Source organism: Larkinella sp. VNQ87 (assembly GCF_049445795.1).
Lineage (GTDB): Bacteria > Bacteroidota > Bacteroidia > Cytophagales > Spirosomataceae > Larkinella.
Genome location: NZ_JBMSDT010000012.1, coordinates 161236 through 185055 on the forward strand (window position 1 = coordinate 161236; position 23820 = coordinate 185055).

At 53.1% G+C, this 23820-nt stretch carries 18 protein-coding genes; 8 read left to right on the forward strand and 10 right to left on the reverse strand.

The window, feature by feature from the left end; genetic code table 11:
- Positions 1-13 precede the first annotated feature (13 nt).
- Both ACO2Q8_RS21110 and ACO2Q8_RS21115 read left to right on the forward strand, forming a co-directional pair.
- Positions 14-862, forward strand: coding sequence for a hypothetical protein (locus ACO2Q8_RS21110; RefSeq protein ID WP_423346842.1), 849 nt, complete (start codon positions 14-16; stop codon positions 860-862).
- A gap of 9 nt (positions 863-871) precedes the next feature.
- Positions 872-1582: a hypothetical protein gene (locus ACO2Q8_RS21115; RefSeq protein ID WP_423346843.1), complete on the forward strand. Its 711-nt coding sequence runs from the start codon at positions 872-874 to the stop codon at positions 1580-1582.
- Here the strand turns inward: ACO2Q8_RS21115 and ACO2Q8_RS21120 are convergent, their stop codons facing one another.
- From ACO2Q8_RS21120 to ACO2Q8_RS21155, 8 genes are all read right to left on the reverse strand, one after another.
- The gene (locus tag ACO2Q8_RS21120; protein ID WP_423346844.1) at positions 1583-2455 is read right to left on the reverse strand and encodes a WG repeat-containing protein; all 873 of its coding nucleotides are present in this window, start codon (positions 2453-2455) and stop codon (positions 1583-1585) included.
- 225 nt (positions 2456-2680) lie between these two features.
- Complete coding sequence (locus tag ACO2Q8_RS21125; RefSeq protein ID WP_423346845.1) at positions 2681-4045, reverse strand: WG repeat-containing protein; 1365 nt, start codon at positions 4043-4045, stop codon at positions 2681-2683.
- A 113-nt stretch (positions 4046-4158) separates the two neighbouring features.
- On the reverse strand, positions 4159-5424 hold the full coding sequence (locus ACO2Q8_RS21130; protein WP_423346846.1) for a hypothetical protein: 1266 nt from the start codon (positions 5422-5424) through the stop codon (positions 4159-4161).
- A gap of 25 nt (positions 5425-5449) precedes the next feature.
- A complete protein-coding gene (locus tag ACO2Q8_RS21135) occupies positions 5450-9031 on the reverse strand; it encodes a hypothetical protein (protein ID WP_423346847.1) in 3582 nt (1193 codons plus the stop codon).
- 117 nt (positions 9032-9148) lie between these two features.
- Positions 9149-10645 (reverse strand): hypothetical protein, encoded by a 1497-nt coding sequence (locus tag ACO2Q8_RS21140; RefSeq protein WP_423346848.1) that lies wholly within the window; start codon positions 10643-10645, stop codon positions 9149-9151.
- Between the two features lie 149 nt (positions 10646-10794).
- Entirely contained in the window at positions 10795-11169 is a 375-nt protein-coding gene (locus ACO2Q8_RS21145) for a hypothetical protein (RefSeq protein ID WP_423346849.1), read from the reverse strand.
- A 108-nt stretch (positions 11170-11277) separates the two neighbouring features.
- A complete protein-coding gene (locus tag ACO2Q8_RS21150; RefSeq protein ID WP_423346850.1) occupies positions 11278-12549 on the reverse strand; it encodes a hypothetical protein in 1272 nt (423 codons plus the stop codon).
- 119 nt (positions 12550-12668) lie between these two features.
- Complete coding sequence (locus ACO2Q8_RS21155) at positions 12669-13271, reverse strand: hypothetical protein (protein ID WP_423346851.1); 603 nt, start codon at positions 13269-13271, stop codon at positions 12669-12671.
- A 122-nt stretch (positions 13272-13393) separates the two neighbouring features.
- On the opposite strand from ACO2Q8_RS21155, the gene rsmA reads away from it, so the two are divergent.
- A complete protein-coding gene (gene rsmA / locus ACO2Q8_RS21160) occupies positions 13394-14242 on the forward strand; it encodes a 16S rRNA (adenine(1518)-N(6)/adenine(1519)-N(6))-dimethyltransferase RsmA (protein ID WP_423346852.1) in 849 nt (282 codons plus the stop codon).
- Between the two features lie 66 nt (positions 14243-14308).
- The gene (gene mgtE, locus ACO2Q8_RS21165; RefSeq protein WP_423346853.1) at positions 14309-15661 is read left to right on the forward strand and encodes a magnesium transporter; all 1353 of its coding nucleotides are present in this window, start codon (positions 14309-14311) and stop codon (positions 15659-15661) included.
- Between the two features lie 271 nt (positions 15662-15932).
- On the opposite strand, the gene ACO2Q8_RS21170 is transcribed toward mgtE, so the two are convergent.
- Positions 15933-16379, reverse strand: a complete 447-nt coding sequence (locus tag ACO2Q8_RS21170; RefSeq protein ID WP_423346854.1) for a VOC family protein — start codon at positions 16377-16379, stop codon at positions 15933-15935.
- A 74-nt stretch (positions 16380-16453) separates the two neighbouring features.
- Positions 16454-17602: a DUF1624 domain-containing protein gene (locus tag ACO2Q8_RS21175; protein WP_423346855.1), complete on the reverse strand. Its 1149-nt coding sequence runs from the start codon at positions 17600-17602 to the stop codon at positions 16454-16456.
- A 179-nt stretch (positions 17603-17781) separates the two neighbouring features.
- Between ACO2Q8_RS21175 and ACO2Q8_RS21180 the strand changes: the two genes are divergently transcribed.
- From ACO2Q8_RS21180 to ACO2Q8_RS21195, 4 genes are all read left to right on the forward strand, one after another.
- On the forward strand, positions 17782-18795 hold the full coding sequence (locus ACO2Q8_RS21180) for a sensor histidine kinase (RefSeq protein ID WP_423346856.1): 1014 nt from the start codon (positions 17782-17784) through the stop codon (positions 18793-18795).
- Positions 18792-19508, forward strand: coding sequence for a LytR/AlgR family response regulator transcription factor (locus ACO2Q8_RS21185; protein ID WP_423346857.1), 717 nt, complete (start codon positions 18792-18794; stop codon positions 19506-19508). Before ACO2Q8_RS21180 ends, ACO2Q8_RS21185 begins: the two co-directional genes overlap by 4 nt.
- A 123-nt stretch (positions 19509-19631) precedes the next feature.
- Positions 19632-20084 carry a D-aminoacyl-tRNA deacylase gene (gene dtd / locus ACO2Q8_RS21190; protein WP_423346858.1) on the forward strand — a complete coding sequence of 151 codons (453 nt, stop codon included), beginning with the start codon at positions 19632-19634 and terminating at the stop codon, positions 20082-20084.
- Between the two features lie 383 nt (positions 20085-20467).
- Entirely contained in the window at positions 20468-23755 is a 3288-nt protein-coding gene (locus ACO2Q8_RS21195) for a SusC/RagA family TonB-linked outer membrane protein (RefSeq protein ID WP_423346859.1), read from the forward strand.
- The last annotated feature ends 65 nt before the right edge of the window (positions 23756-23820 follow it).

The window sequence follows — 23820 nt, forward strand, 5'->3', positions numbered from 1 at the left end:
CTCCTGTACCGTTATGCATGCCAATACCGCACTCCTCCGGCTCAAAACGTTGCTCTTTTCTCTTTTTGTCCTGGCTACTGAATCCGCTTTCAGTCAGGTGTCGGTGACCAATATTCGAATCAATACCATCGATGAAGCGGCCATTGAGATTCTTTACGACATCAGCGGCAATCAACCGGCCGACTCGGTTTACATCCGCATCCGGAGCCAGACCAACGGGTTGCTGAACCCGGCACTCCAGTACCTGTCCGGCGACTGGGGGCAGGATGTACAACCGGGAGCCAACCGACGGATCGTCTGGCGGGCGCTTGAGAACGGTTTTGAACTGGACGAAAACATCCGGGCCACCCTTCTGGTCAAAGTCGCTCAAAACACCGGACGGAAAACCGAACCCGCCATCGTCACGCAGGCTCCGGTGACGGAATCGCCTAAACGCAAGTACCGTCCCGGGGGACCGGAATTCGCCCTATTGTCGATGGTTGCCCCCGGCGTCGGCAACATTTTTGTTCAGGCGCCAAAACCAGTCATCGGACACCGGCTCGCGGTGACGGCGGCCTGTTATGGTCTGCTGGCATACGGCCTGATCGAGCGAAAAAAATCGCGCGATGAGTACGCCATTTATGAGCAGCAACGGAATCGCACCATTGCCCAGCCGTATTACGACCGCGCCAACGATCACCACCACCGGTATTTCATCGCCACTCGGGTGGCCGGGGCCATCTGGATCACGGATGTGGTGGCCACGTTCATCAAAGGACTACAGAATCAGAAACAACGGTCCAAAACCGCCGAACCGAAAGTCAGCCTGCGGCCCGGGTATCAGTCGGGCCATCCGGTCGCGGTTTTAAAGTACAACTTTTAGCAATTGATTATGAAGGACTTAGCAATAGTATGGGGACTTCTGTTCGTCCTGATGAGCACAGCTCAGGCGCAGGTCGGCGTCTATTCCGCTTCCAGTGCGTGGGTACCGGTGAAGATCAAATCTAAAAAAACGGCCCCGACAGCCAGCCGGGAGTTTCACGACGATTTCAGCGACAACCGCAACCGGTGGCGCATCGGGCAGCGCGGGGCTTACTCCTTCGACATAGCCCGGAATTCGTACCGCGTTCACAAACAGGCTGCCAGCGCCACCAATTCCGCCTTTAGCTTCATCCCGCTGCCAACGAGCCTCAACCTCAACAAAGTGGATACGTTCATGGTGCAGGTCGACGTGGCTGGCCCAACCGGCATCATTCCCGATGCTGGCTTACTGGTGGGCGTGAAAGACTCGCTCAATTACTGCCACTTTCGGATCAACAACAAAAACCAGGTATCCGTCAAATACGTCATCAACGGCCTGAGCTACACGATTTACATGCGGGGAGAGTACGTTCCGGCGGGCATTCCGCTGTCAACGGCCCGGAACACGCTGACCGTCCGGAAGAAAGGCGATCAGATTCACTTTTACCTCAACGGACGGGAAATTCCAACGAGTCCGTACCAATTTCGGCAATACCAGGGCAACGGGATCGGTTTTGTCTCCACTACTGACGGAACTACCTTCCAGAACCTGACCGTCACGGCCAGTGCTTCGTCTCATTAGTTAGTTGTCTTCGCGGATGCGGGTGCCGTCGCGATCGATCAGGATTTGCTGGCCGTCCAGAATGACGATGGCCCGGCCGTTATGGAACGGCATGACATCATCGAAGAGCGGGTTGATCTGCCATTGGTCTTTCTGATCGACATAGCCCCATTTTCCTCCTTTTCGGGCGGCCCGCAACCCAAAATCACCCACCTGATCGTCTACGGCGTCGAAGGGTTTTGTGGTTTCGGCCACCAGCGGTTCGGTGATTTCTTCTTTTCCGGAAACCACGAGTTGACCGGCTCTGGTCTTAGTTTGAATCGTCTGCGCTTCGTAGGCGGTTTGGCTCCCAGCCGGTTTCGTCGTCATGGGAAGCACCGTTTCGGGTCGGGCCAGGTTGGCGACCGCCGGTGTTGCCCTATCCGGATTGGCCGCCGGACGCTCAGCCGGGCCGGATTCGCTTTCGGTCGATTCCACAACCCCACTGCCACTCCCGATTTCCGATAGTTTGCTATTCCAGAGCCATAAGAGAACCGTTACAAAGAGCATGACCAGTGTTATCAGCACTTTATTGGATTGGGTAAATGGCGTAGGAATTGGGTGTACGGAAACATTCGCCCCTCCTCCCATCACCGCGGGTTTGGCTTCAGACATCCATAGCCCTGCCTCTTTCTGCCGCCAATCGGTCGACACAAGGCGTTCCCGCTGCGATTCACCCCGGAGCGATTGAAGTGGTTCGTAATGATGTTCCAGCAGGTACCCCATGATTTCCTGGGTCAGCGTAGTCTCGTCAGACGGAATCGACGCAAACAACCGTTTGATTTCTTCGGCCGGTACCTGGTGGTCATAGCGGACCAAAACTTCCTGTATTTTTTGACGAATGGTATCGATCATCTCTGGCTTAATTTAATTAAACGAGCAAAGCCATTCTTTTAGACTCGCAAAAGTTACAAAAAGTCAAAAACTCTTCATAATGTTTTTCACGCATCGGCTTTCTCTTCCGGACAATTAACCGTGCCCGGCCGTGTCTGTTTACTAATCTGAGTAAGTTCAAAGCGGTTTGAACGATCCGATAACCGCTCTGATTCGCTCCAAAGTAAATAATTAATTGTTTATGAATTAGTTATCGTCTCGGATGCGGTTTCCATACCGGTCGATAAAAAACTGATTTCCGTCTAGTTCTACGCTGGCCTTGCCGTTGGTAAAGGGCGTCGCCAGCTCATACTGCGGCTCGATCACCCAGTTATTCTTGTCATTGATATAGCCCCAGCGGTTGTTCTTGCTGGCTACCCGCAATCCGAACTCTCCTACAGTTTCGTCTACTTTGTCGAAATCCCGGGTAGGTGGGTCCTCATTTGTTTGAGCAAAACTACTGGCCGGTTTTTCGATGGGCTGGTTCTCGGTTTCGTCCAAAACCGGTACATCTTCCTCGGTACCGCCAACGGTTCGGGATGGAGTAAGCGAGGCAGCCGAAGCCTTCGGGATTTGGTACGTCGCCCGTTGCTGACTCGTCCGGTTTTTCGACGGCTTTCGCACCGGATCTTCCTCATCCTCTCCGCGTGTAAGCCGCAATACCACCCAGATCAATATCAGTGCCGACAAAACCGCCAGTCCAATCAAAGCCGCATCCGACAACCCACTTTTTTTGGGGGGGGCAGGTACAACAACCGGCGGTGGAGGGCTACTCCGGGGTAGTTCGTGCACCACGGGTGGACGATTCAGGCTGGCGGTTTCGGGCGGTGCAGGCGGTGTGGTGTATCCGGTAGCCGTTCGGACGTATTCGGTCGGTTTGGTTTGGTCTTTTTCCCACCAGCTCAGGTGTCGCCAATCTGTCGAAATCAGTTTCTCTTTCAACGAGTTACCCCGGGGCGGGTTGACCGAAGCGTAAAAGTTCTCCGACAAATACCGTCGGATTTCCTCCGCCAACGCTTCTTCGTCGTAATCGACCGCCTTAAAGAGAAACTTCAGACTCTGCGCCTGAATGTGTTTGTCGTAATCGTCCAGAATACTTTTGATTTTTTTCCGGACCGCTTCAACTTTATCCACCGACGGAGCGGTTTCTGACACGGATGAGATTGGAGGAGTCGTGGGTTCCGCAACCGGAGCTGGTTTTGCAGGATCAATAGGCGTAGCTGCGGTTTCGGGCAGCGCATTCAGAATCGCCGGTATCCATTGTTCGGTGACAAAAGCGCGGGAAAGTTGCACCCGGTCGGCTTCGGTAACAAACTGGGCAATATCTGCTTCAGTGAGTTGCTTGCCCCGTTGCAGGGCGACGGCCACGATTTTTTTCTTCAAATCCAGGATCTTCCCGAAATCCCGGTTGACCTGTCGGCTGATGTCGTTGACCAGCCGGGTAAAATCGCTGATTCCTAATTCATTGGCTTCGGCCACCAACCCTTTCTGACGCCATTGCCAGTCGGCCAGTTCGCCTTCGTACAAAACAACTTCATTTTTTATTCGATCCCGTAATTCTTCCAGTGTCATGTTGGCAGTCTATCCGCTGTAAATGGACCATAGACCGGTGGTAATGTGACTAATTATCAAAAAACTCTTCTTTTTGGTTAACAGAGACTCCTTGATCCGGACTAGCTATCAAATTACGAAATAAATCGAATTTTTGCTTTCTCTACAATTTTCCATTTATCGCCCTGCAAGCTCAATTGTCCCGGCTGTTCAGTCTGGATGCGACTGGTCGGATTGGGCTGTGTCAAATATTCGCAGGCATCATTGAGGTACGAATACGGATCGCTCAGGGCCAGTCGCTGCGCGTCGGGATTCTCCGAAACCCGGTAAATGGCCTGCATATCGCTTTGCAACAAAATGTCAAAAACCGTATCCCGTTCCGGTTTTAGTAATAAACCCGACGCACTGAAACCGTCGCCCAAATCGGCCGTCCGGGCGTAGAAAGCCTTGGGTTTGGCAGGTTCGGCGGGAGCGTTCCGAAAACGGTTCGTTGGCTGGACAGGAACTTCGGCCTGGGCAGGAGCGACCACTTCGAGCGGCACCTTGGGCATGGGGGTGGTCGAAGCCGGTTTTTCGGCCCGGTTTTGTTCCAATTGCCGGACAGCCCGTTCCAACGCGTCCAGCTTGGCGTTCAATTGAAAATTTTCGTTGGGTTGGTTTTTCCGGATTTCCAGTTTACTGATCCGGTCGGCGAGTTTCGCCAGTTGGGAGTCAACCTGCACATCCCGCGCCGACGGCTGCGGCTGCCGGTTTTTCATAAAAAGGTAAGCCAGAAAGGCCACGCCCAGTAGGCTCAATATGGAAAATGAAAGCGCAATGCCAGCCATAGACATCCAGTTTGATGGGGAATTAGTTGTGGGTGTATTCGATACATCCTGAGTATCGGTCACGGTATCTGCCGGAGTCACCGGCTCCGCAACCGTGGGCGTCGGCGAGTGCACCTCAGCCACAGTTTCGCCGGACAGACCACCGTCAATAATCCGGCCCAGCTTCGTTTCATAAGCCGTGTAGCCGGGCAGCATTTTCCGATTAGCCCGGTTTCCGGACGTAATTTTCTGAATCAAAAAATCTTTCACTTCCGTCAGCGCCGTCTTCGGCTGGTTAATCTGGGCGATGTGCTGAGCCGCCCGTCGCCGGGCCTCATCAACCAGCTTGTCGGCCCCCACCAGATCATTGGTTGTAATAAACGCTTTTAAACTATCGTACGAATCGCAATCGCACTGGGTGCTCTGGACCTTCGGGAACGTTTGAGCGTCTGTTGCCAGAAATTCAACCGTTACTTTAATCATCTGAAAGGCAGACTGTTCCAGTTTTTTCTGGTAATCATCCTGGGCAATAACCGGTTGGATTAGCAGGAATACGCCCAGCAACAACAGCCAACGGGTACTTAGACGGATCATTCGTTGAGTCAGAATTTGGTTACGATCAGGATTCAGCAATGTGTTTCGAAAGTTCGTACAGTGCGTGTTTGAGTGGCAGGAAAAAATACGTTTCACCCAGCGCATCGTTTGGCCGTTGTTCGAAGCCCATCCGCGCCAGCATATAGCTGTCGTAGAGCCGCCCACCGCGCGTAATATCCGTGCCGACGAGGTACTCGACGTACCGCTCCGGTGTCTGGATATTGTATTCGCTCAGGAAGTAGGCAATGTCGCGGTCGAGCAGCGTTTTTTCGAGAAAGCGCTGCATGTTGTGCAGCACCGAGTTATGGAATTCCCGTTGCGGGCTTACTTCGCCGATCTTCGTCCGGCGGTATTCAAACGTATACTTTGGCGTCGGCTCCTGCCCTTCTTCGGCTTGTTCGGGTACATGTCCCCAGTAGCTGGTGGTTTCCCGGTTTTCGTACTGCACTTTTTCGGCCCCGGCATTCTCGTACAAAACCGCCCCGTTGGCCGTGGTTTCTTTTGGATTGTCGGACAAAATCACTTCAAAGTCCGGTGGAATCGGCTGGTTCGAATACGCCTTGAACAGCATTTTGGTAAACTGAATCAGCCGCGAGCGCGACCCGAGCATGGTCAGGTACTGGCTACCCCGACCCGTAAACGTCAGGTAACGCGGCAGGGCCAGCTTGTGTGATTCCAGCAGTTGCACCAGGTGGTAGACAATGGCGCTGTAATGCAGGTACAACACAATTCGCAGGGCCGGTCGGCCATCCTGAATCGACTGCGTAAACTTAAAGTGACTATCGTATTTGAACAGCAAACTCACAATATCCTCAGCCGTCAGTTCCGGTTTATTCAGGAACGTGTCCAGAATCGAATCCTCGCGGGCGGGTGCCTGGTTGAGCGTACGGCGGTAGGCCAGGTAATTCTTGACAAAACCGTTGTCTTTCCGGTGCGACGGGTGGCCCTGTTCGTCCAGACCGCCCCCCCAGATGTCGTACCCGGCAAACCGGAACGAGGTGTTCAAATACCGGCCCTGCTGCTTCATGAACAGCATGATGTCGGCCGTTCCACCCCCGATGTCCACGTTGACGGTATCGGCAAACGATTTAACGCCGTTCTTGACGAGGTAAAAATACGGGGCCAGCGATTCGGGAACCGGTTTTGACCGGAAGTTGGCCGTCGTTCCGAAGACATTCCGGAAAGCCTGCTCCCACTCATGCACCAGGTTGTCTTCCGTGACCGCCCGCATGCTCGACGGGGCCAGCCAGCCAATGGCCGTTTGCTGCACATTCCCCTGATTCAGAACGACTTTGTTCCGGATCAGCAGCAACAACGTCTCGAAGAACGCCCGGACGCGGGGCCGGTTCAAGGTATCGCCGGGCTGGTTTTCAAACAGCCATTTCAAGTTCGTCACGTAGTGGTTGACCCCCGTACTGCCCTGTTCGAGGTCGATGTTGAAGCCCAGGTTGACTTTCGAAAACAGGTTGTTGTTGCTATCCGTAAAACCGCTTTTTTCGTAGACCGTTGTCCGCAACGGAAAGGCGAACGGCGAACCGAATTCCTTACCGATAATGGCTGGAACAAACTCCCGGCGAATCAAGGCATCCAGCGTTTCCAGCCGCCCGTAGCTGGCCGGAAGCCGGTATTTATCGTACATGGACGTTGCTTCGTAGCCTTCGTAGGGCTTGTTCAGCGTCACCATCTGCAACTCGTCTTTGTCGAGACCCGTGACTGCATCGCTCACCGTCAGCGCCTTTGGTTCTACGTCGCCCATCGCGGCATCCGTGTAGGCAATGTGCGTGTTGGATGTTCCGAAGTCAATAGCAAACGTAAAGTTCTTGTAACCCTTCTCCGCGATGGTCGTGAACTGCGGTAACATCAGTCCGCGGTACGGAATACCGCTGCGCTCCAGCCGGATTTCCATCAAATCAAACGCCTGCGGCACTTTGTAGAAATACGACGCGGGCAGCGGATCGACCTTCGGCGAACGGGCTTCGGGCGTGGGCACGTTGAGCGGTTTTCCGGCGATGATGTTCGGCAATTCGTAGAACTGCACGGAGTTCCCGGCCCGAAAACCGATGGTCGGGTCGCTCACATCGGCCAGCAGCACATGATACTGGTTCAGGTGCTGCAAATCCGGCACCGTTACGCGGTAGAACGGGAAAAAGGCCAGCCCCGCCCGGAAGTCGACCGTCGTCTCGGGTCGGGACAGGTTGTATTCTTTTCGGAATTCGATGGTCCGGTTGTTGCGAATCGGAATCCGCAGGGTGGCCGTGATGATCTTGTCGGTGCCCCGGTGTTCGGCCGAAAACATAAACTGCCGCTGGACATCCTCGATCCGGAAAAAATTGAAATACTCCTTCCGAATGGGCAGCAGGAATTCACACTCGCCGATGGTGCCGGTAAAAAACCGCTTGTTGTTGATCTTGAACGGCACCTGAATCAGAAAATCCTCCAGAAAATCGTCGGTGGTCAGGAACGGGTACCGCACGTTGTCTACACCCGGCAAGTAGCGCTCGGCCAGCAAACCGCCTTCGCTGAGGTTGTTCAGCAACGAGCGCATGATCACGGTTTGCGGGTTCCAGTTGGTATTTTTCACATACCGCCCGGCCACATCCATCCGCGACGCCAGCGCCAGCGGTTTCCGCACGTTCGTGGGTGCACCGTTGCGGCTTTCCTGCTGGTAATAGGAAACCGTCGGCTGCATCACGAAATCGCTGTTTTCTTCGATGTCGTCCAGCACGTCGTTTTCACGGACTTTGTAGAGCGCCAGACCGGGTAGCACCTGCAAGGTCGAGTTGCTTTCACCCCCAATCTGAATCGGTTCGAAGTTGGCCAAAGTGGCATTCGGCTCGACCGGTAATTGAATCGGGTTGTCGAAGAAGGCTTTGTACAAGAATTCTGAAAAACCGCTTCTAGGAGGCAGCAAATCCTTGTACTGATCGTACAACCGGCGCAGGTAGGTCACGAATCCCGTGTCGCGGTCGTGTAGCGGCACGTATTCGTTCTGGAACAACGTCCGGCCCGTCGTGCTTTTAGGCGGATCGATAAACTTGTTCTGCCGCTCCTGCTCCCAGTTTGGCGAGGTAAACACCAGCGACAGGGGCGATGTGCCGCCGAGCAGCGCACCTTTGTAATAAATCAGCGTAAACTGCTGAATAGTACCCAGTTCGTTCCGAAAATCCAGATCCAGCGCCTTCGCCAGAATCTGGTGCGCGTGGCGGGTTGTGGTCGAGTTGGTGGCTTTTTTTCGCAATGCCTCCAGCCGCTCGGCCCGGTTCCAGACCCGGTAGCTCAGGTCGGTGCTGTTCCCGGCCTGGAACAAGAGTTCGAGCAGGTCGAGCGCGTGCGACACCAGGACGTGGTACAGCGACAGTTCGCGCGGCAACTGGTTGTTCTTGACCATCCGAAACGCCGTATCGAATAGGTACAGCCTCGCAAACGGCGACGGAATCGAGGTTCCGGCTTTGGCGGCCGCGCTGGCCGCTCCGCCCGCAGCTCCGGAGAGCGTATCAGGAATGTGTTCAATGCGGTTGCCCGTCAGGCCGGTGTGCGAACCGGTCCAATCCTGGTGGTTCTGCTGGCTGACGTTGGGGTCGTTATCAATTCTGAGAATATGTGGCATATAAAAACTATTTCGCAGAGTTTATCCGGGAAAATCAGACGGGGCCGCCCGGCGGGTAATCGGAGAACACCCTGATAACCTCTGATGTCCTCTGATTAACCCTGTGTAATCAACTTATTAAACAGCAGCATCGGAAAGTTGCCGGTTCAGGGGTCCGAGTTTTTCGCGGCACCGTTCGGCCACGTCGATCAGGAGTTGCATAAACCGCATTTCCGGTTGCGGGAAAGCCGCCTGCAGCGAGTTTTCGATCTTCCCAGCCTGGTCGCGCAGGAATTTCTCGCTGATGCCTTTGTCGAAAAACCCGGTTTCGATCCGCTTCGAGCGCACCAGTGCGTTGAAGTCGTTCGGCAGATCGAACGGATGAAACGCCCGGTCGTTCTGCGCCATTTCAGTCAGCCAGTTCTTGAAGTGGTGCGTCATAAAATTCTCCAGCGAAGTATAGAACGTGTTGGTTCGCAGGTTTTGCGCCAGCGCCAGGTTCTTGGCAAACGCTTCGCCGAGGTTGTTGGGTACAAAATCGGTGAAAAACTTCGTCGCGTAGGCAAACCGGATGAGCGGTTCGAGCAACCCGTTGTAGGTCTGGTCGTGGAAGTGCGGCAGGTCGAGCGTCCGGTCGTTGCGTTTCAGACCGAATTCAAAATACCGCTTGGCGTCGCTAAACTCGCCATCAGGTTTGTTGGCAAAATCTAAAATGGCCGCAGCCGCCAGCATCTCCACGACGTGGGCATTGTTGGTCTGCTTCGCGCCCCCTTCCACGTTGGGATAGAGCTTGCTACCGGGCCGGTCGCCGATGTAATACAGGGCATCAAGATTCACCTGCGTCTGGTAGTACGACAAAGCCGCCTTCGTTTTCGACAAAAACCGGTTTTGATCGATAGCGCTCTGATTGTTTTCTTCCAGGGCAAAATACGGCATCACCGTCACCGCGCCCTTCTTCGCGTTCCGAATCTGGATTTTCTGGCTCGGGTGTTGCAGCAATTTGATCAATTGCGGAAAACCGGCCGAACCCGTTCCTCCGAAAATCGAACTGATCAGAAAAATCCGGTCGGTCTGGTCGTTGAAGGCCCCCGTAAAATATTTGTACACCGCCGAATCTTCCAGCGCATTGAACACCACCGAGCCGATGTTCGGATTGCCTTTGAAACCGACCGACAGATTTAGCTTCAGTTCTGCGCTCGTCGGCTTGGCCGAATTATCGTAGAGCAGTTTCAGCAGTTCACGATCGATGTCGTCCATGTTGCTGACACTCAGGAATTCCTCGAATGTGCCTTCGTGATCGGTCAGTTTGGGCAAAACCGAGTCGCCGATTTTTTCCTGGGCGTTTTCGGCCTGGAGCGTTCCGAGCGGTTGCAGGGGCGTCGCAAAAAAGGTGCGCCGTTCGGTCTGTGCGCCCTGGCTAGCCGCCGTATCCTTGTAGGCCACTCGCCGAATGGCCCGGTACAGTTCCACTTCGCGCAACGCCCGTTCCGTATCGCCGTTCTGCATGTCCATGTCGAGCAAAATCGGGATAATTGTCAGATCCGCAGGCACTTTCGACCCGGCCGCCAGCAACATCGTCAGGGACCGCAACACGCGGGCACCCGTTCCGCCAATACCAAATAAGAATAGTTTCATAGTCGTCTTGAACTTGGATTACGCAGATTAAAGGATTAAGTGGGATGGCTACCGCAATCTTGTAATCCGCGTAATTCAAGTTCAATTTTTCTTAGTGAATCGTTTAATCCGTGTAATCCCAGTTCAAGACAATCACTGTAATCACCGGTCTAGAAGGGAGTTCGCTTCGCAAAAATGGAAAACCGCTTCAGGAGTAACGAAAAAACGAAGAAGTAAATTAGCGCGTACAATAAGTTTACGCCCCCAAACCCCTGCATGTAGCTGTCGGTATCCTCCATGCCCGTGGCATCCAGCGCATACCAGACCGCGTAGCCGTAGCCGAAAATACCAGCAATGATCAGCGTGATAACCCAGTGGGAGGTTCGGTAAAAAACCGACTTCCAGCGCCCCAAAATGAGGTAAAACAAAGCCACTAATCCGAGCGAAAACAAAAGTGTGATTAGGCCAACCGGGGTAAAGATCTCGTCCGCGTAGATGGGGTCGTTGTTCTGGCCGAGCCAGAGTTCATAGAGCGATACAAACATGGAGATAAAGGTTAGTATTTGTGTGTTGCCTTGATAGAGACGCGATTAATCGCGTCTGTACCGATTAATCGCGTCTCTGCGTTTCCATTTTTTAAGGGAGATTTTCCCTCATTTTTCCAAGTTAATATTCAGAACCAGAAAATCGTTGGTCGCCGACTGGTACGCTTCCTTGACGCCATTCATCAGGTGAACCAGCGCGAAGGTTTTGTTGAGCCGGTTGGCGGGGGTCCGGTCGTCCATCGTCGACCAGCCGGTGGCGTACCAGTCGTCGAACCGGACCGGCAATTTAACCGAAATAGCGGCTTTTTCATCATACAGGTTTTCGACCCGGAACGTCAGCACGTGCGTGTTCTGGTTCAGCAGTTTCAGTTCACGCTCTTTCAGCCGGTCGGTCGGCACCTGCACCTTCTTCTGCACATTGACGAGCTTGACCGTTGCATTGGGGGCGGTGATGGCCAGGTTTTTCTTCAAATACGCTTCGGCCTGGGCGTAAGCAGGTAATCCGTCCAGGTTCAGCCCCACGGCAAACTCAGCCGGGGCCGACGGTTTGACGGAGACTTCCGACAGGCCCGCTTTTTCGGCCCGCCAACTGCCTTTTTTGTTGAGGGAGAAAAACAGATCGTATTGGTTCAGCGCCCCGCTGGCTCCGAAATCCAGTTGCTTGGCCGGTTTGGTGCTGAGCAATTCGTTCAGCTTCTGGTTTAAGTCGGAAACCAGTTCCTGTTTGCCGATGACCCAGACGTAAAACGGCCGGGATTCGCCCGCGAGCTTGTGTTTGTTGTTCTGGTAATCGTAGTAAGTGCCGTTAAAACCGGAGGTGTAGGCAAAAACCGTTGCGCTGATGCCCTGTTTTTTCAGGCTGGCAAACTGGTCGTTGATCTGGCTTTTCAGCACACTTTCGGCATTCTGGCGGTTGATCTCCGGATTTTTCCGGATTTCTTCGTCCGGAAAAGACAGAATGCAGTCAGACACGAGCAGGGCCACGGTATTCCCTTTGGCCTTCTCGCCCACCTGTTTGAAAATCCGGTGCAGTTCCGAACTCCGCTCGGTGGCCAGGGGCGTCGTCGCCAAGTTCACCACAAACTGGTTGTAGCCACCGGCAACGGGTTGCGGTTTTCCGGCGATGGTCCAGACGTCGACGGGCGCGACCTGGTTCAGCTTGGTCACCAGGTCGGACACTATCACCTTAAAATTCGTCTCCCCTTTCAGGTACCCACCCATGCTGGCCGACGTTTCCATGAAAAACAGGATGTTGCTGATGCCAGCCGGTTTGGTTTCGGGTTTCTGTTCGGTCTTTTTTTCTTTTCGGCCGCAGGCCTGGAAGAGGAGAAGAAGGAGTACCAAAAACAGGCCAGTGGCCCGGTGGGATACCTGATTCATTCGTTTGTGCACGTTGGATCTATCTGTTTTAAAAAAAACGTTATTTGGATACCCCCAACCCCCTGAAGGGGGCTAAAACTTTCGGGTTGTGAAGCCCCTTCAGGGGGTTGGGGGTAAAATTAGCCGTTTTTCTGACGGGGCAATAAATAAACGACCAGCAACAGCAGCGCCAACACGATGGTATACACGTCGGCAACTTTGTCGGCCTGGTAGTTATCGCAGCCTTTCATGAGCAGGCTGGCAAGTACTGTACAAACGACAATTCCCCAGTAATTCGTACGTATGCGCCAGCGGGCGGCTCCGACACTGAAATAAATCAACTGGACCAGCAGCAAGCCACCGGCGGACACCGCCCACAACGATTCGATCAGCTTGGGATTCGTTCCCATGCCGTCTTTGCGCGGTTCGCCCCCGATGTTGATTAGCAGCAGCAGCGCCAGCCCGGACAGGCCCATACCGGCCCAGTTGAGAAAGCCCATTCGCCGGTTGGCCGCATCCGGTTTGGGAACGGCGTCATACGGTTGCGGCCGAGCAATAACAGGGCCCATAAACAGTCGTTCGGGCATTTGAAGCGCACTAATCGGCGGTTTTTCGCCCCCCGCATACGTCCAAACCTGTTGATAGACCGGATCGCCTTTTCGGAAAATATGGGTCTGACCACTCGCATCCTTAAACAGTCCGCATTCGGTCAGCTCATCATAATGAATAACGCCCCTCTGCATGAATAAATGAGGTCTCGACAAGAAAGCCGTAAAAATAACCAAAACTACCAGCAATTGCCACGGCTTTCGTTACCGTTCATCACTTGCTCGCTGTACCTTTGTGGTCTGAAATTTGTAGCCAGATGCCTGTGCGTTCTTACGGAAAAAATACCAAACGAAGCCTATCGGACCGGTCGGAGCACGTCCGCGACGATGCTGTTCGTGCCAAAAAACACCTCGGACAGCATTTTCTGAAGGACCTCAGCATTGCCGAACGGATCGCTAATTTACTTTCCGGTCATCACGGGTATCGGACTGTGCTCGAAATTGGCCCCGGGATGGGCGTTCTGACGCAGTTTCTTCTGAATGAAAACCGCCCCTACACCACGCACGTCGTCGAGATCGACACCGAATCCATTGCTTACCTGAACGCCCATTACCCGGTTTTGCAGGGCCGCATTCTGGAAGGCGATTTCCTGAGAATGGATTTAGCAAAGCAGTTTTCAGAACCGTTTGCCATCATTGGCAACTTTCCATATAACATTTCGTCGCAAATCCTTTTCAAAGTACTTGAAAACCGGCAGCAGGTGCCGGAAGTGGTCTGTATGCTGCAACAGGAAGTGGCTCAGCGGATTGCGTCGCCCCCCGGCAACAAAGATTATGGGATTCTGAGTGTTTTGTTGCAGGCTTACTACGACATTCGGTACGAATTTACAGTCGATGCGCGGGTGTTTTTGCCGCCCCCCAAGGTGCAGTCGGGCGTGATCAGCCTGCGCCGGAACAGCGTTGTAGCCCTGCCCTGCGATGAAAAGAAGTTTTTCCAGGTCGTCAAGCAGGGCTTCAACAACCGCCGGAAAACGCTACGCAATGCGCTCAAGCCGTTAAACCCTCCCGAGGCCATGTTGTCTCACCCCTTGCTGGACAAACGCGCCGAACAGTTGGGCGTAGCGGAATTCGTTGAACTCACGGTTTTAATGATGAATTATGAATGATGAATTATGGATGCCACTAAAAAATTATCATTCATAATTCATCATTTATAATTCATCATTCAGAAAATGACTTTCGAGCTTACCAAGGAGTACGTAGAGCAGATTCAGGCTGCCATCGACGCCCACGACGACAACACGCTGCGGGCCGAAATGGAAGAGCTGTATCCCGCCGACATTTCGCGGATTCTCTACGAACTCGATACCGAATCGGCCCGGTATCTGCTGGCCTTGCTCGACAAACAGGTGGGAGCCGAAATCCTGGCCAACCTCGAAGTGATCGACCGGCGGGAGTTTCTGCAGAGCTTCACGTCGGCCGAACTGGCCCAGTACGTCGATGAAATGGACTCCGACGATGCCGTCGACCTGCTCAACGAGCAGCCTATCCAGACCCGCGAGGAAGTCATCGCCCTGCTGACCGACCGCGAACAGGCCCGGTTTATTCTCGATCTGCTGCACTACGACGAAGACGTGGCCGGTGGGTTAATGCAGAAAGAGCTGATCAAGATCAACCTCAACCTGACGGTCAATCAATGCATCGAAGAAATCCGGCAACAGGCTGAAAATGTGGAGAATGTCTATTCGGTGTACGTCATCGACGATGCCGAAAGGCTGGTGGGCCGGGTGTCGTTGAAGAAAATAGTACTGGCGCGGAAAACCGCCAAAATCGCCGACATTTACGAAGAAGACGTCATTTTTGTCGAGACTTACCGCCCGGTGCAGGAAGTGGCCGACGTCATGAAACGCTATGACCTCGAAGCCGTGCCAGTCGTGAACGTGCAGGGGCGGCTGCTGGGCCTGATTACCATCGACGACGTAGTGGACGTCATTACCGAACAGGCTGAACTGGACATTCAGGCCATTACCGGGATTACGGGGGATGTGGAGGAAGAGGACGACACGATCTGGAAGCTGGTAGCCGCCCGCTTGCCGTGGCTGATTGCCGGGGCTGTTGGGAGTTTGCTGGCCGCCACCGTCATCAATACCTTCAACTCGCAACTGAGCAAGATTGCGGCCCTGGCGGCATTCATTCCGATTATCGGCTCGACGGGTGGCAATGTCGGCATTCAAACCGCGTCGCTGATCGTGCAAAGCCTGGCCGAAAAATCCGGTTTGAGCGCGACGGTTGGGCAGCGGCTCGCCAAGATGGTGTTGGTAGCCTTGATCAACGGGCTGATCATCGGATCGCTGGCCGGGTCATATTGTCTGCTGATCGGCGAACCCCGGCTGGTGCCGGTGGTGTCGCTGGCCCTGTTGACGGTGGTGCTGCTGGCCTCGTTTATGGGCACCATCACGCCCATCGTCCTCAACCAGTTCGGCATCAACCCCGCCATTGCCTCCGGCCCGTTCATTACCACCGTCAACGACCTGATCGGCATCGGCGTTTATTTCCTGATTGCCAGTTTGTTATTAAGTATTTAGTACTTCGTTATTCGTTATTCGTTATTCGTTATTCGTTATTCGTTATTCGTTATTCGTTATTCGTTATTCGTTATTCGTTATTCGTTATTCGTTATTCGTTATTCAAATAAAAAAACCGATAATATCGAATAATAATGGTGTTTGAAAGGACTGAAAAATTGAGCGGTTCATCCAGGAATTAGTACGGCAAGATGTCAGATAAAGTTGTGACTTATAACCGTGATTGTAACTGTACGTTCGTTGGCGAAGATGCTGTTAACGGCTAACTTACCTAAGAGGATTTGGTTGAATTTAATTGACTCCAATCGGCATACCTTGTCTCCTCCGGCAAGTGGGTAGGGCTTTCAAAAATGAGTCTATATCCATCCGGGTCGGTCAGTCCCACTACCCATAACCCATTCCCGACAAAGGGTTCGGCTGGCGAAAGACCACGGTCTATAAATTGATGGTATAGGGCCAACGCGTCTTCACACATAAAGCAGATACTAACGCCTTCTCCCCTATTTTCAGGAAACGTAGTGATCCGGTACTCCTGGAGCATGAGCGCAACCTGGTCGAACTGAAGCCAACACCACTCAATACGACCTCGTGGTTCCCATTTATTTCTCAACTCAAAGCCAATCCCATCCAGGTAGAAAGAAAGGGAACGTAGCATGTCAGCAACCATAAAAAAGGGTACTGCTTGCGTAATGCCCCGCTTTTTGTCCAAATCTTTCATGTTCAGAAAACTAGTTTTCGATGCGTTAACTTTCAAGAAAGAAGTTTAGGTTCCACAGAAACAGGTTATTCGCTTTATACATAGCGCAGCCATGGCTGATTTGTATACGTCGTTTTGTAAGTAGCGTACCACCGGCACGCGAAATATAAGAGGATCACATTGACTGCGAAAACAGCATAAATACACCATAACGGCCATTTGAATTCGGGAGGCACGTTAGAAAACGGTGCCGTTTGGTACCATTCCTGCCCCGTGCGGCCATTTCGAAGGAGGTTGACTACCCATGCACTAAGATGATGCAGCGGGATATGAATCAGGTAGTAGAAAAGCGGAACGCTCCCGATCATCCGTAGCGTGTTCACAAATCGTCCTTTCGCCTTTTCGGCCGCCGGTATCAAGCCGATTACCGGGCCGAGTGTCATGCAAAGAAAAAGCGCTGACGCAGGGTATTTACGTTGATCCAGCAACTGGAAAATAAAAGCGCGATTATCCTCGCCAATCGGTTTTAAAGCAATCATCGCACTGCCAACAGCGACAAACAAGGCAATAGCCGTCAGACCAACCGCCAGACACAGGTTCTTACGTCGTGCGGGGTCCATGTTAACAATCGCCCCAAAGCCGTACCCCATAGCCATCACGCCCACCCAGGGCACAATCGAGTAGAGAACCCAGATCCAACCCGGCCCTTCGGAGCCTGAGGGGTAAACGAACTCCCAGTATCTGGCAAAAATTCCCTGCGGGGAATCGGAAAACAAACCGGGAACTCGTCGAAAGATATCCTGGACGAGAATAACAGTCAGCCCGATGATACCGACCGTAAAAGGTTTAAGGCGTACCAGAAAGGCCATAACCATCATACTCCAGCCCAGCATCCAGAGGATTCCGGCCAGCATAAACAGATCCAGGCGAAGGTTGAACGTCCAGCCCAGACGAACAACGGTAAGCTCCAGGATGACCAGCAGGATCCCACGAGTGAACAGGAAACGGGATAATGAACGTACCGTCGTTTTTAAGCCATGAAAAAAAGCCGCCGATCCCGCCAGGAAAGCGAACACCGGCGCACAAAAATGGGTGATCCAACGCGTGAAAAAGATTCCGGGCTCCGGCCCACCGGCGGGCAGCCCCGAGTATACGCGTACGTGATCAATAGCCATGATCACCATGATGATTCCACGCAGCAGATCAATCGATTGTAAACGTGAGGATGAGCTTGGTATAGACATAAGCTAAGTGTATAGCCCTGAAATTCAACTATATCATCCAATATCAAAAATCTTTGTGACATCCGGCGCAGAAAGCTACACAGGTAGTATCTTTTCCATGACAATTCGAAATGATAATTGACCCCTCGGCAGAATAGCTGATTTTTTCGCTTTACTTTGAATGAGCTGAGTCTACCGGTATGCGTTCCCTTTTCAACAGAATCAATTTATTCGTTGGGCTTTTCTGGCTACTGTATATCATTTACGGGGTGATGGATTCGCGGGGCTGGATTATGCAGAAAGGGTTGCTGTGGGCGCTGCAGCCGCTGCTGCTTTTCCTGGCAATGATCGCGGTGTTGCTGGCGATAAACGTCCGGCTTTTGATCCCTGTGTTTCTGGAAAAAAAGCGATTTGTGGGCTATGCAACCGGTTTACTGATCATTATTTTGACCTATACATACCTGCGAAGCCTGAACCAGCAATTCTGGGATGCAAAAGTCTGGCCCAGCGAGAGCCTGACCATTGACTCCTACTTCTACTGGAATTCGGCAAATGCCGTCTGGTTTTTGGTCATCTCTACCTTCTTATATTACGCCCGAAAATGGTCAGAACAACGGCGGCTCATGAAGAACATTCAGATTTCTCAGTTGGAGACCGAACTGAAATACCTTCGAACCCAGGTCAATCCGCATTTCCTGTTCAACGGATTAAACACCATCTACGGAACCATCGACCAGGCGAATACCCAGGCCCGGCAGATGGTTGTGCAATTCTCGGATCTGCTGCGTTATAATTTGTACGAAGCTGATACGGCTTTTGTCGGGTTGGGAAAAGAAGCTGCTTATCTGGAAAACTACATCGCTTTACAACGGGCGCGAAGCGATGTCAGTTTAGCAATTTCCCTGGTTATCCGGATTGAAAACCCCGACCGGCAAATTGCCCCACTCTTATTCGTCGCCTTTGTGGAAAACGCTTTTAAACACAGTACCCGCGGTGATCGACAGGAAAACCGCATTGACATACGTCTGGTAGAAGAAGGCAACGGAATCATTTTCCGATGTGTCAATTCGTATGAATCTACCGAAATTCGGCCCGAAGGAATTGGTCTGACGAATGTAAGGCGAAGGCTGGAATTGCTCTACCCGAAACGCTATACGCTGACCATCGATTATGAAAATAACCGGTTCACCGTGCTACTGACGCTCCCCCTATGAAACACCTTACCTGCCTGATTGTCGACGACGAACCCATAGCCCGCAAGGTCATCCGGGAGTTGGCCAACCAAGTGCCTTTTCTGGAAGTGCGGGATCAGTGCGAAAATATAACTCGGCTTGAAGTGGCTTTGCGGCAGGATCCAATCGATCTGATATTTCTGGACATCGAAATGCCCAAGCGGTCAGGATTGGAGTACCTCCGTAGCACAACTCACAAACCGATGGTGATTCTGACTACCGCCTTTCCCAATTATGCCCTGGAAGGGTATGAACTGGATGTGATCGATTACTTACTTAAACCAATCGCATTCAGCCGGTTTTTGAAGGCTGTGCATAAGGCAAAAGAATACTATGAACTGGGTAGTCCGTCTATCCAGGCTGAGTTAACCGGTTTTCTTTTCGTTCGATCCGATAAACGTATCGAGAAGATACTATTGAAGGATGTTCTCTACTTCGAGGCCCTGGGCAACTATGTTAAGATTCACACCACAACTAAATATATCATTGCCTACCTGACGATGAAAGGTCTTGAATCTCAATTACCAATGGGCCATTTTATCAAGATTCATCAATCGTTTCTGGTGGCTATTGCCTGGATCGACGCCCTGGAAGGAAACATGGTCAAGCTGGCCGACCGTGAGCTACCGGTTAGTCGAACTTACCGGCTTGATTTGCTCAAACGTATTGAAGAACGAATGTTGAAACGCCAGTAGCTACCCCAAAAAACGACAACTTTCAACAGGTTCCGTAGTCGGTTTACAGGGGCTGACGCGACTTGTTCAGCCGATAATCTTCATCAGCTTCCGTAAACTGAAAACCGTAAACCGCATACCGACATGATCGCCATCATTCAACGCGTTTCTGAAGCTTCCGTTACCATCGAAGGCCAGGTAAAAGGCCGGATTGGCACCGGTTTTCTGGTGCTGCTGGGCATTACGCACACCGACACCCGCGAAGACCTCGAATGGCTGAGCAAGAAGATCGTCGGGATGCGGATTTTCGGCGATGCCGAGGGCAAAATGAACCTGGATCTGAAAGCCGTCGATGGTGACATTCTGCTCATCAGCCAGTTTACGCTGCACGCCAGCACCAAAAAGGGCAATCGCCCTTCCTTCATCGAAGCCGCCCGGCCCGAAGTCGCCATTCCGCTCTACGAACAGATGATTCAGCAACTCGCGGCCGACCTGGGAAAACCGGTCGAAACCGGTGAGTTCGGGGCCGATATGAAAGTGGCACTCGTCAACGACGGCCCGGTGACCATCTTGATCGACTCCAAAAACCGCATCTGACGTACCCACGGACTTCAGTCCGTGTTTTAGGAGTTAATTCCATCACTTTGGTAGTATAAACTCACACGGACTAAAGTCCGTGAGTACGTAAACTTTTTTTAACCATTTCGACAGTTAATATCACAATTTGTTAATTCGTTTTTCTCCTTTCCAAACGGCCTGCCGCTTTATTTCGCAGCTTAATTCCTAACACCCGCCGGAGACGCCCCCGTGTTGCTACCTACGGCTCCCGGGGTTTCCTTTCCCAACTTAACATACAACTAATAAAATAGTTAACCCTTTTAGCCCCGTTCGATCAGAATCAGGACTAAAACAATATTTTTCCGGGTAAAAATGTGAACATATTTTACTTATTAATTCCCGAATACCTAATCCAAATTTTCATGAAAAAATCACTACAAAATGCGTGTCTGCTGGCGTGGCTTCTGAGCACAGGCTGCTGGGTTACAGGCTTCAGCCAGACGCTGGTCACTGCCCGCCCCGCCCAAAACCGCCCGGCGGCTCCGGTGGATGTAACCGTTGAAGGGCGGGTGACCGATGGCGAGAAAGGTGAGGGCTTGCCGGGCGTCAGCGTGGTGCTCAAAGGCTCCTCCAAAGGCACAACCACCGATGCAGAGGGAAGTTACCAGCTGGTGGTGCCCGACAATAATGCCGTGCTGGTGTTTAGCTTCGTGGGATATGAGTTACAGGAGGTGGCCGTCGGAAACCGCACCAGCCTGAACGTGTCGCTGAAACCGGACACGAAAACACTCAATGAGATTGTCGTTGTTGGTTACGGAACGCAGAAAAAAGTAAACCTGACGGGGGCTGTCGATCAGGTGACGAGTGAAGTGCTGGAAAACCGCTCCCTTCCGAACCTGACCCAGGGCTTGCAGGGCACCATCCCGAACCTGAACCTGCGCATGGGCGACGGAAAACCCATTCAGTCACCATCCTACAATATCCGGGGAACGACCTCCATCGGGCAGGGCGGGAACGCGCTGGTGCTGATCGACGGCGTTGAGGGCGACCCCAGTCGGTTGAACCCCAACGACGTAGCCTCGGTTTCGGTGCTCAAAGACGCGGCTTCGGCCGCCATTTACGGGGCGCGGGGTGCCTTCGGCGTGGTGCTGATCACGACCAAAAACCCGACGAAAGACCGTACCAGCGTCACCTACTCGCTGAACCATTCGATCAAGAGTCCGACGACCGTGCCGGATTTTGTCACGAATGGGTACACTTTTGCCAAGATGTTCAACGAAGGCTGGTCGGCCTGGAACGACTACTCGCAAACGCCCCAGAACATCAACAAAACCGTTCGGTTTTCGCCCGCGTACCTGGCCGAACTCGAACGGCGCAACAACGACCCGAGCCTGCCCAAAACCGAGGTTGATCCGGCCACGGGCGAGTACGTGTATTACCACAACACCGACTGGTACAAGGAGTTATACAAAAACAACACCAGCGCCACCGAGCACAACCTGTCGGTGTCGGGTAGCAGCGGCAAGGCGGATTTTTACGTCACGGGGCGGTATTTTTCGCAGGACGGTTTGTTCCGCTACAATTCGGATGATTACAAGATTTTGAGCCTGCGGGCCAAAGGATCCGTGCAGGTATTTCCGTGGCTGAAGGTGACCAATAACGCCGATTTTTCGTCGATGAAGTACCACAACCCGCTCAACGTGGGCGAAGGGGGCGGTATCTGGCGGAACATCTCCGACGAAGGCCACAACGTCGCGCCGATGTTTAACCCCGACGGAACGCTTTCGTATTCAGCCGCTTACACGGTCGGTGATTTCTGGTACGGCAAAAATGGCATCGACATGGACCGGCGCGTGTTCCGGAATACCGTCGATTTTGCGACCAACTTTTTCGATAACCAGTTCCGGATCAACGGGAACTTCACGTTTCAGAACACCGACAACAACGAATTTCGTCGGCGCGTACCCGTGCCCTACAGCCGGAAACCGGGGGTGATCGAATACGTGGGCGTAAACACCAACGACCTCCAGAACCTGTACCGCGAAACGCTCTACACGGCTACCAACCTCTACGCCGAATACGAACCGAAAATCAACGCGAATCATTACGTGAAAGCGCTGGTTGGTTACAACTACGAAACCTCAAATTACCGCCGGCTGGAAGTGGTGCGGAACGGCTTGATCTACGAAAACGCCAACGACATCAACCTGGCGCTGGGACAATCGATCGCGACCGGGGGCGGCAGCGAAATATGGGCCATCGTCGGCGGTTTTTACCGACTGAACTACGCCTTCAAAGACCGGTATTTGCTGGAAGTCAACGGCCGCTACGACGGTTCGTCCAAGTTTCCGTCGGGTCAGCGGTATGCATTCTTCCCCTCGGTGTCGGCCGGTTGGCGCGTTGTCAATGAACCCTTTTGGAACGTCTCCCCGAAATTGATTTCCGACCTAAAAATTCGGGGTTCATACGGCTCACTGGGGAACGGAACCATCGATTCGTACGCGTTCCAGGAAAAGTTTGCCATTTCACAATCCGGCCGGATCATCAACGGCGTCCGGCCCCAGCGAACCGGCCAGCCGAGCGTGATTCCCGACGGCCTGACCTGGGAAACCTCCACCACGACGGATGTGGGGCTGGACCTCGGTTTGCTCAATAACCGCCTGACGCTGACCGCCGACGCCTACATCCGGAAAACGACCGATATGTTTACGGTCGGCATGACGCTACCGGCCGTGTTCGGAACCGATGTCCCGAAAGGAAACTACGCCGACCTGACCACCAAGGGCTGGGAGGCCGTGATGACCTGGCGCGACAAAGCCAACGTCGGCGGCAAACCATTTGGCTACGAAGTCCGGCTAACGATGGCCGATTACACGGCCCGCATCGATAAGTTCAACAACCCCTACAAGCGCCTGGGAACCGGCTCCAACGATTTTTACGTCGGCCAAACGGTCGGTGAAATCTGGGGGTACGAAACGGACGGTTTCTTTACGTCGGAAGAAGACATCAAGAATTCGGCCAAACAAACGCTTTTCCGGGCGTCGAACACCGGTCAATGGTTGCCGGGTGATATCAAGTTCCGCGATCTGAACGGCGACGGGGTGATCAACAACGGTGACAATACCGTCGATAACCCGGGCGACCGGCGCGTGATTGGAAACTCGACACCCCGCTACACTTACGGCATCATGCTGAACGCCGACTGGAACAACTTCTTTTTCTCGGCTTTCTTCCAGGGCGTGGGCAAACAGGATTGGTGGCCGGGTGCCGAAGCCGGAACGTTCTGGGGCCAATACAACCGGCCGTACAACCGGCTTCCGACCTGGCACCTCGACAACATCTGGTCGCCCGAAAACCCGAACGCTTACCTGCCCCGGTATCGCGGGTATGTCGCCCAGAACGGCTCGGGTGAGCTGACGCAGGCTCAGACGAAATACCTGCAAAGCCTGGCGTATCTCCGGCTAAAAAACATTCAGTTGGGTTACAATCTGCCGAAACTGCTGATCAGCAAAGCGGGCATGAGCAGCGCGCGGGTGTTCGTATCGGCCGAAAACATCCTGACCTGGGCTTCGCTCTACAAACTGACGAAAGACATCGACGTGGAGAACGCCACGGAATCCGACCGCGTCCTGACCAGCGGTACCAGCGGAAACGGCCACAACTACCCGATTCTGAAGAGTTTCACGATGGGCTTGTCCGTTACTTTTTAAAAATTCACCAAAACACCCCCAACCCCCTGAAGGGGGCTCTCAAATCCGGATCTTTAAGCCCCCTT